The organism is Streptomyces kronopolitis (genome assembly GCF_014646275.1).
GTDB lineage: Bacteria > Actinomycetota > Actinomycetes > Streptomycetales > Streptomycetaceae > Streptomyces > Streptomyces kronopolitis.
This window is the reverse complement of sequence record NZ_BMND01000001.1, coordinates 85,121-101,219: the sequence shown is the minus strand read 5'-3', so window position 1 is coordinate 101,219 and position 16,099 is coordinate 85,121. Positions and strand designations below refer to the sequence as shown.

The following is a 16,099-nucleotide window of genomic DNA, read 5'->3' as shown; positions in this document are numbered from 1 at the left end:
GGAGCGAACTACCGCTCCTCGCGGGCGAGTTCTCCCAACGTGACCGGGCAGGCGAGCAGTCGTCGGCCGGCTTCGAGCGCGGTCTCCCCCGCGAGGTGCGCCACGGCGGGCCCGCACATCCGGCCCTGGCACCAGCCCATGCCGGCGCGGGTGAGCAGCTTGACGGTGCGGGTGTCGCGGGCCCCGAGATCGCCGACGGCCTCCCGGACGCGTCCGGCCGTGACCTCCTCGCAGCGGCAGACCTCGGTGTCCGAACGGAGCCAGTCGGACCAGCCGGCCCGCGGCGCATGGGCCGCGGCCATCACCCCGGCGAACCGCCGCAGCCGGTCACGATGCCGCAGCAGCACCCCGCCGGGAGCCCGACCTGCGATGTCATGGGCCGCCAACTCGCCCTCGCACAGGGCGAGTTCCGCGCCTCCCACGCCACCCGTCTCGCCGGCGGCCCAGACCCCGTCGACCGTGGTCCGCTGACGTCCGTCGAGCACCAGCGCGGCGGTGCCGTCGGGGGTGCGGCGGGTCGCACAGCCCAGCGCGGTCGCCAGGTCCAGCTGCGGGACGAGTCCGTGCCCGACGGCGAGCGCGTCGCACGGGATGCGCAGCCCGGACCCGGCGACCGGCCGCCAGTCCCGGTCGAGCCGGGTCAGCGTGACGGCCTCGACCCGGTCGGTGCCGTGCACGGCCGTGATCGCACTGCGGGTGCGCAGGCGGACGCCGTACCGGCGCAGGGCGGCGGCGTGCCCGATCCCCTCCACGAGCTTGCGCGGATTGGCGGCCAGCGTGCGCGGCGCCCGGGCATACCCGGCGTAACCGCCCGCCTCGACGACCACCGGCACCGTGGCGCCGGCGGCGGCCAAGGACCCGGCGACGGCGAGCAGCAGCGGGCCGCTGCCCGCGACCACGATCCGCCGCCCCGGCACCACCAGCCCCGCCTTCAGCATGGCCTGCGCACCGCCCGCGCCCACGACGCCGGGCACGGTCCAGCCGGGGAAGGGCAGTTGGCGCTCGTACGCGCCGGTGGCGAGGAGCACCGTGCGCGCGGCCACCTCGGCGCGCGCCCCGGCCCCGTCGGGCCCGCGCACCGCGTGCACCGCCCAGTGCGCCGCTTCCCGGGTGACGGCCCAGACATGGTGCTCGGCGAGGTACCGGATCCGGCCGGCCGTCCGGTGCGCGGCCAGCCGCCCGGCGCGCCGGGCGAACGCGCCCCAGGAGTGGTGCAGGGCCTGCGGGCGGGCCGCGCCCAGCCCGGCGGCCGGCTGCCGGTAGAACTGCCCGCCCGGCCGGGCGGCGGCATCGACCAGCGCCACGGTCAGCCCCAGGTCGGCGGCGGTGACGGCGGCGGCGAGCCCGGCCGGTCCCGCGCCGATGACGGCGAGATCATGGGTGTCAGACGGTGAGATCGGCACGCCCGTGTCCCTCCTGGGTGATGATCGCGTCCCCGGGTCGGGCCGGCACCAGGCAAGCCCGTTGATTGGGGGTCCCGTTGACGGTGGCCAGGCAGTCGAAGCAGGAGCCGATCCCGCAGAACGCGCCCCGCGCCCGCCCGCCCCGGCGGGTGGTCCGCCAGGAGAGCACCCCCGCCGCCCAGAGCGCGGCCGCGATGCTCTGCCCGGGCAGCGCCGACAGCGCCCGCCCGTCGAGGGTGATCTCGAACTCCGGCCCTGGCGCGGCCTGCACGAGGTCGGCGGGGGTGGGGCGGGGGCGTCGGGCGCGGGGTCGCTTCATGCGGGGCTCCGGTGGGCGGTGCATGGCGCGGCTCCACTCGATCCGGCTCCACTCGATCCGAGTCCACTCATTCCGGTTCCGTCCCTTCCGTGAAGCGGTCCGGCCGGAACGGTTGTGCGTCCAGCGGCCCGGCGGTGCCCGTCAGTGCGGCGGCGATCAGCCGGCCCGTGGCCGGGGCGAGGCCGATGCCCGCGCCCTCGTGGCCGCAGGCGTGCAGCAGGCCCGGGGCGCGCGGGTCGGGGCCGATCGCCGGGAGGTGGTCGGGAAGGTAGGGCCGGAAGCCCTGGTACGTACGGATCACCCGGACCTCCGCCAAGACGGGGAAGAGGGCCGCGGCCTGGGCGGCGAGCCGGCGCAGTACGCCGGCCGAGAGAGTGCGGTCGAAGCCGACGCGCTCGCGGCTGGCGCCGATGAGCACCGGGCCCGCCGGGGTGCCCTCCACGACGGCGGAGGTCTGGAGCGCGGCCGAGCCGCTGGCGACATCGGCGACATAGTCCGCGGCATACACCTTGCGCCGCACGACACGCGGCAACGCCTCCGTGACCAGCACATATCCGCGGCGCGGCAGGACGGGGACGGTCACCCCCGCGAGCGTGGCCAGCCGGCCGGCCCAGGTGCCGGTGGCGTTGACGACGGCGGGGGCCAGGAGGTCGCCGCGCGGGGTGCGGACACCGCGGACCGCTCCCCCGGGCCCGCGCAGCACGGCCGTGACCTCGGCCCCCAGATGCAGTCGGGCGCCGGAGGCACGCAGCAGGTGGGCGGCGGCCAGCGCGGGCTGGACCTGCGCGTCCTGCGGATAGAGCACGCCGCCGGCGAGACCGTGGGCCAGATGGGGTTCGAGGTCCCGCAGCCGGTCGCCCGGGACGTCCGTGCTCTCCACTCCCGCCGCGCCCTGCGCCGCGCGGAACGCCCGCAGGGACGTCAGACCGGGTTCGTCGGCGGCGACGACCAGTCCGCCCTTCGTCTCGTACTCGATCTCCGGGGGGAGTTCGGCGGCCAGTTCGCGCCACAGACGGGTGGAGAGCAGCGCGAGTGCGAGTTCCGGGCCCGGCTCCTTGTCGGAGACCAGCAGGTTCCCCTCACCGGCGCCGGTGGTGCCGCCCGCGACGGCTCCGCGGTCGACCACGGCGACGGAGAGACCGGCACGGCCGGCGTAGTACGCACAGGCGGCGCCGACCACACCGGCCCCGACGATCACCACGTCCGGAGCGTCCAGAAGGCGTCTGTGTCTCGTGGGCACCTCAGTAATATGTCACACAACACAGAATGCGAAAAGGGTACTTCGCGCACTTCGGTCGCGAGACGCCCCGAACCGGGCTCCGGTAAACGGAACCCGGATGTGGTTTCCCGCACGGCGAGCACTCGCTCTCCACCTCCCCACACTCCGCGATTTGCCGGTACTTGAGGATGAATGAGGCGACTTGCCCCACCGGTCGACCGACCCCGGTGACGACACTGTGACGGTGGAGGCCCTGATCCAACATCAGGGATATGACTAAGCTTTGCCGTATCAGATCCTGCTCCTGACGCTCTTTCGGCACCGGAGGACCGCGGACGACCAGGGGGCGGCGCTTCGTGCGCACCCGCCCCGAGTCGGACGTGCACCCCCGGCCATGAGACCGGCCACCCGCCGCCTCCGCTCCGCCTCACGCCGTTCGACCGTCACCGCTCCACCCACCGCTGTTCCGTCACCTGCTCCGTCCGCCGTCCAGTCCGCTGTTCCGTCCACCGCCACTTCGTCCATCGGTCGCGACTCCGGTCACCACCCTTCTGTTCCTCGTTCTTCACACCACCGCTTCACTGTTTTCGGGGGATTGCCGCCATGTCGCTCATGCTGCCGAACTGGCTCGAATGGGTCCTTGAAATGCTCGGCTACGACTGGCCGACCGGCGACGAGGACAAGATGAACGAATCCGCCGATTTCTGGCGGGAGTTCGCGCACACCGTGGAGCAGCTGCAGTCCGAGGGCGTCACCGCCGCCGGCAATGTGCTGTCCGCCAACTCCGGCGACAGCATCGACGGATTCAACACGACCTGGGGGAAGTACTCCGGCAACGGTTCCGGCTACCTCGACGACGCCCGTTCCGCCGCGGAGGTCATCGCCGTCGCTCTGGAGGCCGGTTCCGGCGTCATCATCGGGATGAAGGTCGCGGTGATCGCCCAACTCGCGATCCTCGCCGCGGAGATCATCGCCGCACAGGCCGCGGCCCCCTTCACCTTCGGCCTGTCCGAGGTCGCCGTGGCGGGCGCCACCCAGGCCACCCGGCTGATCGTGCGCCGGATCCTGAAGGAGGCCGGCGAGGCCCTGGTCGAGGCCATCGTCGAGACGGTCAAGGAGCCCGCCGTGTCGGCGCTGGAGGCCATGGCCTCCGACGCCATCGCGCAGGGCGTGAACATGAACTTCGGGGCCCAGAACGGCTTCGACGTGGGCCGCAGCGCGCATGCCGGCGCCGAGGCCGGTGCGGACGCGCTGAAGAACTCCGGCCAGACCTTCGCCGAGTCCCTCCGCGACGGCGCCGGTTCCCGGGCGGGCCACCACGTCAACAACGGTCTCGATCACGCTGCGGGACGCGGCGGGAGCGACCACGGCAGCGAGGACAGCGGGGGGAGCGACGGGAGTTCCCACGAGTCCAGTGAGTCGAGTGGGTCGAGTGGGTCGGGCGAGTCGAGTGGCTCGGGTGGGTCCAGGGGATCCGGTGAGGGCGGCGGCTCGGGTGAGTCCAGCGGCTCCGGTGGCTCGGGCTCCGGTGGCTCGGGATCCGGCTCCGGCTCCGGCGGTGAGGGGCACTCCGGGAACGACGGTGCCTCCGGGGGCGGGAGCCGGTCCGGGAGCGGAAACCATTCCGGGAGTGGGGCCGACGGTGGCGGGTCCGGCACCAATGGTGGGTCCGGGACCTCGTCCCAGGGTGGGGCCGCGTCCGGGTCCAGCACCGGGTCCGGGGACTCCACCGGTGGGGGACACGGTTCGGGGGACGGCAGTGGCAGCGGCGGAAGCAGCAGTTCCGGCGGTTCGTCGCATGTGCCCCGCCCCCTGAGCGACTCCGGTGCGCACGCCGGCTCCGGAAACGACACCTCCACCGCACCCGACAACTCCCCGCGCCCGGACGGCAGCCACCAGGCTCCCTCCTCGCAGCCGCTGCCGCCCCCGGACCAGCGTTCGCCCTTCGACTCCGGCTACCAGGGCGGCCATGACAACCCGTACGGGTCGGGCGCGGACTCCGGCCCCGACACGGCCGGCACCCATGACTCGGGAGCCGCCGCCCACTCCGGCCCCACTCCCGACGCGGGCCCCACCCCCGCCTCCGGTGGCACCGGCCCGGACCACCCCCGCCCGGACACGGACTCGGCGAGCACGCAGCCCACCCCGGACCACAGCCCGGACTCCGCACGCCCGGACTCCACGCATTCGGACACCGGCCCGGTCAGCACCCACCCGACCCCGGACCACACGCCCGACTCCGCACGCCCCGACCCGATCGGCACCCACCCGACGGCCGACAGCACCCCGGACTCCCCTCGCCCCGACACGGAGCCCGTCAGCACACACCCCACCCCGGGCACGCCACCCCCGGACTCCGCATCGGCTCACGACCCGGCCACCCCTGCACACGACTCCGGCCCGGCTCATGGCTCTGGCCCGGCTCACGATTCCGGACCGGCTCACGACTCCGGAACAGCGCATGGCTCCGGTCCAGTTCGCGATTCCGGAACCGCCCACGGCTCTGGCCCGGCTCACGACTCTGGCCCGGCCCACAACCCCGGCTCGGCTCACACTCCAGGTCCGGCCCACAACCCTGGCCCGGCCCATGACTCCGGACCTGCTCACAACCCCGGTCCGGCCCACCACTCCGGCCCCGCTCACGACTCCGGTCCGGCCCACAACCCCGGTCCAGCCCACGACTCCGGCCCGGCCCACAACCCCGGCTCGGCTCACACTCCAGGTCCGGCCCACACCCCTGGCCCGGCCCACGACTCCGGACCCGCCCACCACTCTGGTCCGGCCCACAACCCTGGCCCCGCTCACGACTCGGGCCCGGCGCACAACCCCGCCCCGGCGGGGGACCATTCGTCCAACGCCCACCCCGACTCCGGCACCAACGACGGCGCTCCACACCGGGACACCGGTCAGCAGCCGGAGTCGTCGCAGCCGTCGCCCTCCCCCGGTCCCGTCGCCGGTAACCCGCCCACGAACACCGACGCCTCCGCCAACGGCGACGGCGCGCACAGTGGCTCGCAGGGTGGGGACGGGTCCGGCTCGCAGCACGGGGACAACTCGGGTGCCGGTACCGGCGGGCGTCCCGCGACGCCGCACGTGAGCGTGCCCTCCCAGGGCGCCCCGGTGCAGCACTCGCCGTCCTCCGGCCCGTCCGTCCAGCACCGCGACCCCTCCCCCGGCGACCCCAGGCCGCACCACGGTGACGACGACACCACCGTCACCACCCAGTCCGCCGACACCATGACCGCGCCCCCGCCCACCCAGCACCCGGCGGACCCCGGCACCACGCACAACCCGGCTGCCACACCCGGCTCAACGCAGTCGCCGCAGCACACCCCGCCAGGCACCGGCCCGGTCGTGGGGGCTCCCACCGTGCCCACCCAGGGCGGTGGCCACACCCCCGCCGGTGCCCCGCCCCGTGGCGGAACACCCCAGAGCCCCGGTTCGGGCTCCGGCTCCGCCACCCCACGCCCCGACGGCTCGCGGCCCGCCCCGAACATCCCGCCGCAGCGCTCCCAGGACCGCCCCGCCTACACCCCACGCCCCGACAACACCCAGAACGGGCGCCCCGACCCGCGCCTGCCACGCCCCGACGCCGGCCGCCCGGGCACCGTCCCGTCGCCCAACGACCGTCCGCACAACGGCACTCCGGCCCACGACGGTCCCGCCAGCGGCCGCCCGGACCACGGACGCCCGGACAACAACCCGCCCGTCGACGGCCGCCCGGACAGCACCCCTCCCGCCGACAGCCGCCCGGACAACAACCCTCCGGCCAACGACCACCCCGGCCACGACCGCCCGGCCGACGAAGGCGTCAGCAACGGCATCGGCGACGGCAACGACCACGCCAAGGGATCCAACGACCCCACGGCGGATCAGCACCCCGACGGCAGGCCCGACCCCACGCCCGCCTCCGAGACCCGCAACCGCGAGCACCCGGGCGGGCTCGAAGGGCCCACCGACGAGCACCAGCAGCACGTCGAGGACTCCATCCCCCGGGACGAGAACGGCGCGCCGCAGCGCCACCCCGACCCCGACGACGGCAACTGGCTCGACTCCATCAACCACCCCGGCCCCGACGCCCCGGGCCGCAACAACAACTGCGTGGACTCCGCGCTGGCCGCCGCCGACACCTACTCCGGCAACCCCACCGCCGCGGCCCACCGCACCCCCGACCTCAACCCCGACGGCACCCCCTCCGACCGCGGCGAGAGCAACGGCCGCGACCGCATCGAGAACACCCTCGGCGGCCGCTTCCACGACTACGGCAACGGCAACGACGCCTTCCACCGCCTGGAGAACGACCTCCACAACTCCGGCCACGGCTCCCAGGCCGTCATCATCACCCAGGACCGCAACGGCCGCGCCCACGCCTGGAACGCCGTCAACCACCACGGCACCGTCACCTACGTCGACGCCCAAACCGGACAACGCAGCAACACCCCCCTCCACAACGGCGACAACGGCGTCCACGCCATCCCGCTGGACCCCGACCGCCGCCCCGTCCACGACGGTTCGCAGCACGGCGACTCCCAGGGCAGCGACTCCGGTCACGACGGCGACTCCCGCCACGACGACGGCTCCGGGCACGACCGGGACGGTCAGGGGGAGCGCCGGCCGGCCGCGGAACCCGCCGGCTCGGACGGGAACAAGCGCGAGCGTTCTCCCGGGGACATGGAGATCGACGACGGGGACCACACCAAACGGCCGAGGCGGGACGAGGAGGACGATTCCGATGAGTTGTCCGATGCGCCCTCCGATGTCGACATGTCCGATGCCGACCACGACGATCGTGACGAGCGCGACGATGACGACCCGGACGGCGAACGCCGACCGCCCACCGACCCCGACGACGAGCACGACGGCGAGCACGAGGGCGACCACGACGGCGAGAACAGCGACCACGACAGCGACAGCGACAGCGACGACGAGTACGACGGCCGGCTTCGTGACGAGCCGGACACCACCCCGTTCAGCGCGTCCCGGGGACAGGAACTGGTCGACTCCCAGCAGCGGGACTGGGACGACAGCGATCTGGGACGCATGGTCGAGCGCGCACGGCTGGACCACGAGTACTTCCACACGTACGCGGTGCCCGGCTCCGCCGCCGACCAGCACTCGGGGCAGAACAACTTCGGCCTCGCGCCGTCCGCCAACTACGCGGCGTTCCGCTACGTCGTGGAGCCCGGCTCCACCGAATATGTGATGCTGGCGCGCAGCTTCGGGACCAGCGGAAACGTCACCAAGGTCGACGACCAGCCGTGGACCGGAAAGTCGAAGCACTCCGAACGCGCCGCGATCGAGTACCTCCAGCACATGCAGTCCACGCTCCCCGACGGTCAGCGCATCCGGGTCACCGAGGTCTACACGGAACGCGCCCCCTGTGCGCAGAAGGGCTGCGCCTCCCTGATGTACCGCGTCCTCGGCAAGGTGCCGACGACGCACACGCTGCCGCACCCCGACGACGGCACGGGTGCGCGGGAGATGCGCAGCCACCTCAACGACCTCAAGCAGCGGCGGCAGGAGATCCTGGACGACGACGACCGCGAGCACGCCGCGGGCCGGGCTCCGGCCAACGCCCCGGACAGCCCCGCGCCGTCGGATGACGAGTAAGGTTGCGCACCATGGAATTTCGCCTGGCAGGCCGCTCAAACGCCGCACATTCGCTGGTCTCGTGGCTCTCCTCGGAGGCCCCCGACGACCATGTGCGCATCGTCACGGGTGATGCCGGCTGCGGCAAGAGCTGGCTGGCGGCCTGGCTGGCGATGGCCGCCGACTCGGAGGCCCGGGCGTTCCTCGACCCGTCCGTCGCGCCGCCCGCCCCGGCCGACGCCTTCGACCTCGTACTGGAGACGCGGGGCCGTACGCAGCGCGAGATCCAGGCGGAGATCGAGCAGGCGCTGCTGCCGGGCAGCGCGCCCGACGGCCCGTTCCCGGCAGGGATGTGGCTCCCCACGCCCTCGTTGTACCGGGCGGCCAAGCGCCGTGGCACCCCGTTCACGGTGGCACTGCTGGACACCGCGCTGGCCGGGCGTACGTCGCTGAGCCAGGTGCCGGAGCGGCTGACCGACGAGGTGCTGCTGCCGCTGGTGCAGCCGGGCGGCGCGACCCGCAAGCGGCTGGACAACGGCGCCGAGCCGCTCCGGATCCTGCTCGACCTGCCGAGGGCGCAGGCCGAGCGCCTTGCGCGGCGGGCCAAGTTGCCCGCGCACGCCCTGATCGATCTGGACAGTGCCGCCTTCGCGCCGGACCGTGCCGCGTTCCGTGCGTGGGTGCGTGACCTGGTGTCCGTGACGGGCTCCGCCTACGAGGGGCAGGACGCCGCGGCCGACGCCGCCGCCGACGCCGTCACCGCCAGTGCCTGGCCCAACTTCCTGCTCGCGGAGACGCTGGCCATGGACCTGCGGGCCCGCGAGGAGCCCTGGGTCCCTGACGATGCCTCGGCGCCGCTGCCGACGTCGCTGGAGGACGCCTGGCGCTTCTACCTGTCCTCCTTCGGCGAGGCCGCCGACGAGGTGGGGCTGGCGCTGACCCCGGTGGTGCTGGCCGAGGGGGACGTGGGGATGCCCGTCTCGCTCGCCGCGCGCGCGGTCTCGGCGCTCAGCGGCCGGCCGACGTCCGAAGAGGCGCTCAGCCGGGTGGTGGCCGCGACGACCGCCTACATCGCGGAGGAGTTCGTCACGACGGGCCCCGACGGCGGCCCCGAGGGCACACCCGCCGACCCCGGCACGGAATCCGCGCAGCCAGGTACGGAAGCGGAATCGGGCTCGGGCCCAAGCCGGGTGCGCCATCTGCGGCTGCGTGACACCGCGCTGGCCGCCGCGGCCCGCAGGTCCTACGGCGCCGCGCTCCCCGAGCTGCAACGGAAGATCGCCACGGCGCTGGCTCCCCGCACGGTGCTCACGGAGGCGGAGCGCGCCGGCGCCGGGACGGAACCGCTTTCGCCACAGGCCCGTTACGCGCTCGGTCCCGGGCTGGCTCACGCGGCCGCGGGAGGCGTGCTCGACGACGTTCTGGCCGATCCCGCCGTGGCGTTCCTCGTGGATCTGCCGTCCTTCGACGACGCGGACGGGCACGCCGGCCGGTCGCCGCGGCCGCAGACGCGGGCCCGTCGGCGCGCCCTCGGGCAGGCCTCGCGGCTCTACGTCGGACCGCGGACCGGTCATGTGTCGGAGCACGCCTCGCGGCTGGGGCTCACCGCGTCGGTCTGCGGCGACCACGAGCTGGCGGACTGGCTGCTGCGGGCCGGAGTCCCCCGGATCTGGCGCACCCTGTGGTCGCACTGGCGGCCGCTGGGCGCCTTCGAGCCCGCGGAGTTCGACGGCGCCTGGCCCGGCCCGGTCGGGCTGCACGGCTGGCGCAGCGTCGAGGGCGGGCAGCAGTTCTGCACCCGCAGTGAGCTGAACGGGCGCTACCAGTGGTGGACGCTCGCGGACGGGACGCCCGTCGGGGAGTCGTCCGCGAAGCCGCCGGAGGTGTCCGAGGAGCCGCCCGAGGGCGGCGGGGCGGCCGCCGGGCCGATGGAAGTGGTGCTGGACGAACTCGACGCGTGGGTCGGGGTGCGGCCGGCCGGCGAGGAGTCCCCCGATGCCACGACTCTGGTGTGCCCCGAAGGGCACGTGGGCGAGGTCCATCCGCTGTCCGCGGAGCGGGCGTTGCTGCTGGGCCGCAGCGGGATGATGCTCATCGACGTGGCGCAGGGGAAGCCGGGCGAGCGGGCGCTGCCGCCGCGTCCGCGCGGGCTCTCGTCGTGGTGGAGCGTGGACGACGCGCTCTACGGGGGCGGCGCGCTGACCTCCGATCTCCTGGCGCCGCTGTTCTCCGTGGTCGGCCGGCCGGTCCGGGCCGAACCGGAACAGCTCGGTCCGCTGGCCGCGCTCCCGGACACCGCGCGGCTGCTCACCGAGGTCGGCCTGCCGGCCTCGGAGTTCTGGTTCGAGGGGCTGGACCGGTTCGTGCCCACGCTGCCGCGCGTCGGCGGCGGGGACGGCGACAGCCCCGGCGACGGGCCCACCGCGGGTGTGGCGGCCTCCGTCCTCGGCTACGTGGGCGACGACAGCACGCAGCTCTGCGTCGAGCACGGCACCGGGCGCGTCATGCTGGCCAGCGGCGGGACGTTCGTCTGCCTGGTGAACAGCTCGCTGGACGCCTTTCTGCGCTGCTGGACGGTCGCGCTGAAGGCCGTCGTCGCCTCGAACGCCCGGGACGAGCAGGAGGAGCGGGAGTTCCGCGACCATGTGCTGCGGCGGCTCGGCCGGATCGATCCCGCGAGTACGCGGCGGCCGGTGAAGGGCTCGCTGACCACGATGTGGCCACAGCTTGTCAGTGACAGCACGTACCTTCTCGAATAGCGCGCACGGGCGGTCGCCGGCCGGCGAGGGCGGTACGGCCACGGGTAAAAGGGACTCTTGCAGATGAGCAGCAATCACACGAACGACGGCGGGGCCCCGCTGGGCACCGGCATCGGGTACACCGCGGTGTGCCGGTATCTCGACGGCGAGGGCGCGGAGCACACGCAGCTGGCCCGCAGCGGTCCGGGACGCCCGCACCCCGAATGGCAGTTGATCGACCACCTCGCACAGCTGGGCATCCGTCCCGAGGACGTGGTGGAGCTGTACACCGAATTGCAGGCGTGCGCGCTGCCCGGCGGGAACTGCGCCGCGCTGGTCGTCCGTTCCTGGCCGCGGGTGCAGGTCAGCCACACCGTGGACTACGGCACGGACGCCCGCTCCCGGGCCAGGGCCCAGCAGAAGCTGTACGAGCACGCCGCCGGCCTGGCCCGCCGTGAGGGCAAGCCGCTGGCCGCGCGTCCCGGCCGGCTGCCCCTGCCGCCCCGGCCGGAGGGCGCGGCGGCCCCCGTGTCCGTGGGTCCCGCGGCGGCCCGCGGCGAGGTGCTCGACGCGTTCGGCGCGGAGGCCGTGGTGCGGCGCGGCGCGGAGGAGCTCGCGGACAGCGCGCTGCCCGAGTCCGCGGTCGAGGTCCTCACCGGGACCGGGCTGCCGTCGGAGTTCGCGCCCTTCTTCCGGATGGCGCCCACGTCCCCGGCCGCGGTGGATCTGCCGACCTGGGCCGAGCTGAGTGGCGACCCCCTCAAGCCGCATCTCAAGGAGTCCTACGACTCCTACGGCTACCTCCGGATCGGCGAGGACTTCGGGCGGGAGATCTGCGTCGAGCCGGCGACGGGCAAGGTGTGGGCCGTCGAACTCCGTTCGGGCTGGGCCTCGTTCGTCAACTCCGACCTGGAGTCCTTCGCCCGCTGCCTGGCCCTGCTCAAGCGGCACTGGGCAGCGCGGCGCGGGATGGGCCCGGCCGCCGCCGCCCAGGACACCGCACGGTTCCAGCAAGAGCTGGCCGCGCTCGACCCGCAGAGCCTGGCGGGGCCCGCCCGCTGGTGGGCCATGATCGTGGAGCAGATGTGGGACGGGTTGCTCTGACCGAGGCCTGACCGAGGGCGGGCCGAGGGCGGGCCGGATCTCGGCACCGACCTCACGATGTACCGATGTGCGGAATCCGTTGATTCGCTGGATAGCGGCAACGGATTCCCGCGCGATCTGGCGATGCGGGAATGGGATCAGTAGGATCCGGAGTCAGGGCCGGATGCCCCGGTGGTCGGCGTGCCCCTGGTGGGCCGTGCCGCCGTGCGGTGCCCGGTCCGTGACCCGCACCCCTCGGAAGGGCCGTGATGACCTCCCCCGCCCCCTCCCCCTCACCCGGCCGGACGCTGCCGGAGACCGCGCGCACCCGCCACCGCCGGCTGCGTGAGCAGGGCAGCCTGGACCGTGGCGCGCTCGACGCCGTGCTGGCCGCGGGCTTCCTGTGCCACCTCGGCGTGGTCGTGGACGGCACGCCGATGGTGGTGCCCACGGTCTACGGCGCGGACGGCGACACGCTGTATTTCCACGGGTCGGTCGCCAGTCGCAGCCTGATCGCCTCGCCCGGCGCCGGCGTGTGCGTCACCGTGACGCATGTCGACGGGCTGGTGCTGGCCCGCTCGGTGTTCGAGCACGGGGTCAACTACCGCAGCGCGATGGTCCACGGCACGCCCCGCCCGGTCACCGACCCGGAGGAGAAGCTCGCCGGGCTGCGCTGTCTGACCGAACAGGCGGCGCCGGGCCAGTGGGACTACGCCCGGCGCCCGAGCCGCAAGGAACTCGCCGCCACCTCGCTGCTCGCCCTCTCCCTCGACGAGGCGTCCGTGAAGATCCGGACGGGACCGCCGGACGACGGCGACGGCCCGGACGCCGCACTCGGCCTGTGGGCCGGTGTGCTGCCGCTGCACACCACCTGGGGTGCGCTCGAACCGGACCCGGCGCTCCCCGCGGACCTCGCCCCTCCGGCGCACCTCACGGCCCGTGCCGCGTCCCCGGCCTAACGTGGACGCATGGACGAGACCGGAGCTTCGCCGACCCCGCCGGGCAGCGACGAGGCCGCCTTTCCCGCCTATCACGCGGGGCGGTGCGGCGGGCTCGCGGAGCTCGACGCGCAGCTGATCCAGTGCCGGGCCTGTCCCCGGCTGGTGGACTGGCGGGAGCGGATCGGCGCGCGGCCGCGTGCGGCGTTCCGGGACTGGGAGTACTGGGCGCGCCCGGTCCCCGGGTTCGGGCCGCCGGACGCGCCGCTGGCCGTCGTCGGGCTGGCACCGGCCGCGCACGGCGGCAACCGCACCGGCCGGATGTTCACCGGGGACGCCTCCGGCGACTTCCTGTTCGCGGCGCTGCACGCCGTCGGCCTCGCCTCCCGGCCCACCGCGACGCACCGCGGCGACGGCCTGGAGCTGTACGGGGTACGGGTCACCTCGCCGGTCCACTGCGCTCCCCCGGACAACAAGCCGACGCCCGACGAGCGCCGCACCTGCCGGCCGTGGCTGGCGGCGGAGCTGGAACTCCTCAGCCCCCATCTGCGTGCGGTGCTGGTGCTGGGCGCGTTCGGCTGGCAGGCGCTGCTGCCGGTGCTCGGCGAGGCGGGGTGGCCGCTGCCGCGCCCCCGGCCCGCGTTCGGCCACGGCGTACGGCTGACCCTGCCGGCGACGGGGAGCAGGCGGGAACTCCAGGTGCTGGGCAGCTATCACCCCAGCCAGCGCAACACGTTCACCGGCCGGCTCACCTTCGAGATGCTCGTCGAACTGCTCACGCGCGCCGCCGGGCTCGCGGGGCTGGAGCGTCCGGGCGGCTGAGTCGCCGCCGGGCCGGGGCTCCGTGGGACCGGTCGGTGACCGCCGGATGCGAGACGAAAGGGAAGCACGGAGCGCCCGGCCCGCACCGTCACCGTGCGCCGTACACCGGTCCCGGCTCCTCGGCGGTGGCCAGCAGCCGCCGGGCGGCCTCGCCGGCACCGGCCGGTGTCCGGCGGCTCCCGGTGTCCTCGGTGGGGCCGGGGCGCCAGCCCTCCATCACCGTGATCCGGCCCCCCTCGGCCTCGAAGACCCGGCCGGTGACGCCGGCGCTGTCGGCGGAGGACAGCCAGACCACCAGCGGGGAGACGTTCTCCGGGGCCATCGCGTCGAACTCCCCGTCGGCCGGGGCCGCCATCGTCGCGGCGAAGGTCCGCTCGGTCATCCGGGTGCGGGCGGCCGGCGCGATGGCGTTGATCTGGACGCCGTAGCGGGCCAGTTCGGCGGCGGCGACGAGGGTGAGGCCGATGATCCCGGCCTTGGCGGCGGAGTAGTTGCCCTGTCCGACGCTGCCGAGCAGCCCGGCGCCCGACGCGGTGTTGATGACGCGGGCGGCGGGAGTGCGGCCGGACTTGGCCTCGGCCCGCCAGTGCGCCGCGGCGTGCCGCAGCGGCAGGAAGTGGCCTTTGAGGTGGACGCGGATGACGGCGTCCCAGTCGTCCTCGTCGAGGTTGACCAGCATCCGGTCGCGCAGGAATCCGGCGTTGTTGACGAGGGTGTCGAGCCGGCCGTAGGTGTCCAGGGCGGTGGCGACGAGGGAGGCGGCGCCGTCGGTGGTGGTGATGTCGCCGCTGTGGGCGACGGCCCGGCCGCCGTGCGCGCGGATCTCGTCGGCGACCCGCTGGGCCGGTCCGGCCGAGGCGCCGGCGCCGTCGGCGGCCACCCCGAGGTCGTTCACCACGACGTGGGCGCCCTCCGCGGCGAGGGCCAGCGCATGGGCCCGGCCCAGGCCGCGGCCGGCTCCGGTGACGACGGCGACCCGTCCGGCGCAGATTCCGGTCATATCGGTTCTCCTTGGCGGCTTCGGTACGGGTGAGGGGAGGTGCGGGGGCTTCGGCGGGGCGGGCGGCGGTGGCCGGTCCCCGTCGGTCGGGGCCGGGGCCGAGGTCCAGCCGGTCCGCGTCACGGGTCCCCCGGGGTGGGGTGGTTGACGGTGGCGGCGTCGAGGAAGGCGGGGCGCTCTCCGCCGCCGTGGACGAGCAGGCTGGCGCCGGACAGATAGGCGGCGCGGTCGGAGGCGAGGAAGACGCAGGCGTCGCCGATCTCGGCGGGTTCGGCGAGCCGGCCGGCCGGGACGGTGGCGCCGACGGCGGCGAGGCCCGCCTCGTCGCCGTAGTGCAGGGCGGACAGTTCGGTGCGCACCATGCCGAGGACGAGGGTGTTGACGCGGATCCGGGGTGCCCATTCGACGGCCATGGAGCGGGCGAGGTTCTCCAGCCCTGCTTTTGCCGCCCCGTAGGCGGCGGTGCCGGGCGACGGGCGGGTGCCGCTGACGCTGCCGATCATGATGACCGCGCCGCCGGCCGGCTGCTGCCGCATCACTTCGTACGCGGCGAGCGAAGCGGTCAGCGGCGCCAGGAGGTTGAGGGCGACGACCCGGGCGTGCCGGGCGGCGTCCGCCTGGCCGAGCAGCCGGTAGGGGGTGCCGCCGGCGTTGTTCACCAGGCAGTCCAGCCGGCCGTGCGACGCCGCGACGCGGGCGAAGAGTGCCTGGACGGCCTCGGGTTCGCGCAGGTCGACGGGGTGGAAGCGGGCACTGCGGCCGGCCGCCGTGACCGGGCTGTCCGGTGGCCGGCGGGCGCAGATCACGACGTCGGAGCCGGCCCGCAGGAAGGCGCGGGCGATGCCGGCGCCGACGCCCCGGGTGCCGCCGGTGACCACGGCGAGCTGTCCGGACAGATCGAGGGTCAGGCTCACTCGGCACCCTCCCGCAGCGCGCGGTCCGCTGCTAACTTCGCTACCTAACAAACGCTTGGTGGAAAGGTAGCTGA

The 16,099-nt window shown here is 74.6% G+C and carries 10 protein-coding genes; 5 read left to right on the top strand and 5 right to left on the bottom strand.

Translation table 11 applies throughout. The features are described from left to right. Positions 1-8 precede the first annotated feature (8 nt). The 3 genes from IEY78_RS00435 to IEY78_RS00425 all read right to left on the bottom strand — a co-directional run bounded on the left by IEY78_RS00435 (position 9) and on the right by IEY78_RS00425 (position 2,920). Positions 9-1,403 carry an FAD/NAD(P)-dependent oxidoreductase gene (locus IEY78_RS00435; RefSeq protein WP_189095282.1) on the bottom strand — a complete coding sequence of 465 codons (1,395 nt, stop codon included), beginning with the start codon at positions 1,401-1,403 and terminating at the stop codon, positions 9-11. Next, the gene (locus IEY78_RS00430; protein ID WP_189095280.1) at positions 1,384-1,722 is read right to left on the bottom strand and encodes a (2Fe-2S)-binding protein; all 339 of its coding nucleotides are present in this window, start codon (positions 1,720-1,722) and stop codon (positions 1,384-1,386) included. The genes IEY78_RS00435 and IEY78_RS00430 overlap by 20 nt, the downstream gene beginning before the upstream one ends. Before the next feature lie 67 nt (positions 1,723-1,789). After that, the gene (locus tag IEY78_RS00425) at positions 1,790-2,920 is read right to left on the bottom strand and encodes an NAD(P)/FAD-dependent oxidoreductase (protein WP_189095715.1); all 1,131 of its coding nucleotides are present in this window, start codon (positions 2,918-2,920) and stop codon (positions 1,790-1,792) included. A gap of 624 nt (positions 2,921-3,544) precedes the next feature. Between IEY78_RS00425 and IEY78_RS34765 the strand changes: the two genes are divergently transcribed. The 5 genes from IEY78_RS34765 (at position 3,545) to IEY78_RS00400 (ending at position 14,111) form a co-directional block, all read left to right on the top strand. Then, a complete protein-coding gene (locus IEY78_RS34765) occupies positions 3,545-8,551 on the top strand; it encodes a toxin glutamine deamidase domain-containing protein (protein WP_189095278.1) in 5,007 nt (1,668 codons plus the stop codon). Between the two features lie 11 nt (positions 8,552-8,562). After that, positions 8,563-11,289: an SUKH-4 family immunity protein gene (locus IEY78_RS00415; protein WP_189095276.1), complete on the top strand. Its 2,727-nt coding sequence runs from the start codon at positions 8,563-8,565 to the stop codon at positions 11,287-11,289. A 63-nt stretch (positions 11,290-11,352) separates the two neighbouring features. Next, positions 11,353-12,372, top strand: coding sequence for an SUKH-4 family immunity protein (locus IEY78_RS00410; RefSeq protein ID WP_189095274.1), 1,020 nt, complete (start codon positions 11,353-11,355; stop codon positions 12,370-12,372). Positions 12,373-12,620: 248 nt separating this feature from the next. Then, positions 12,621-13,310 (top strand): pyridoxamine 5'-phosphate oxidase family protein, encoded by a 690-nt coding sequence (locus IEY78_RS00405; RefSeq protein ID WP_189095272.1) that lies wholly within the window; start codon positions 12,621-12,623, stop codon positions 13,308-13,310. Between the two features lie 9 nt (positions 13,311-13,319). Next, positions 13,320-14,111 carry a uracil-DNA glycosylase gene (locus IEY78_RS00400; RefSeq protein ID WP_189095270.1) on the top strand — a complete coding sequence of 264 codons (792 nt, stop codon included), beginning with the start codon at positions 13,320-13,322 and terminating at the stop codon, positions 14,109-14,111. An 88-nt stretch (positions 14,112-14,199) separates the two neighbouring features. Here the strand turns inward: IEY78_RS00400 and IEY78_RS00395 are convergent, their stop codons facing one another. Both IEY78_RS00395 and IEY78_RS00390 read right to left on the bottom strand, forming a co-directional pair. After that, positions 14,200-15,111 carry an SDR family oxidoreductase gene (locus IEY78_RS00395; RefSeq protein ID WP_189095268.1) on the bottom strand — a complete coding sequence of 304 codons (912 nt, stop codon included), beginning with the start codon at positions 15,109-15,111 and terminating at the stop codon, positions 14,200-14,202. Positions 15,112-15,230: 119 nt separating this feature from the next. Next, positions 15,231-16,025: an SDR family oxidoreductase gene (locus tag IEY78_RS00390; protein WP_189095266.1), complete on the bottom strand. Its 795-nt coding sequence runs from the start codon at positions 16,023-16,025 to the stop codon at positions 15,231-15,233. Positions 16,026-16,099: the final 74 nt, after the last annotated feature.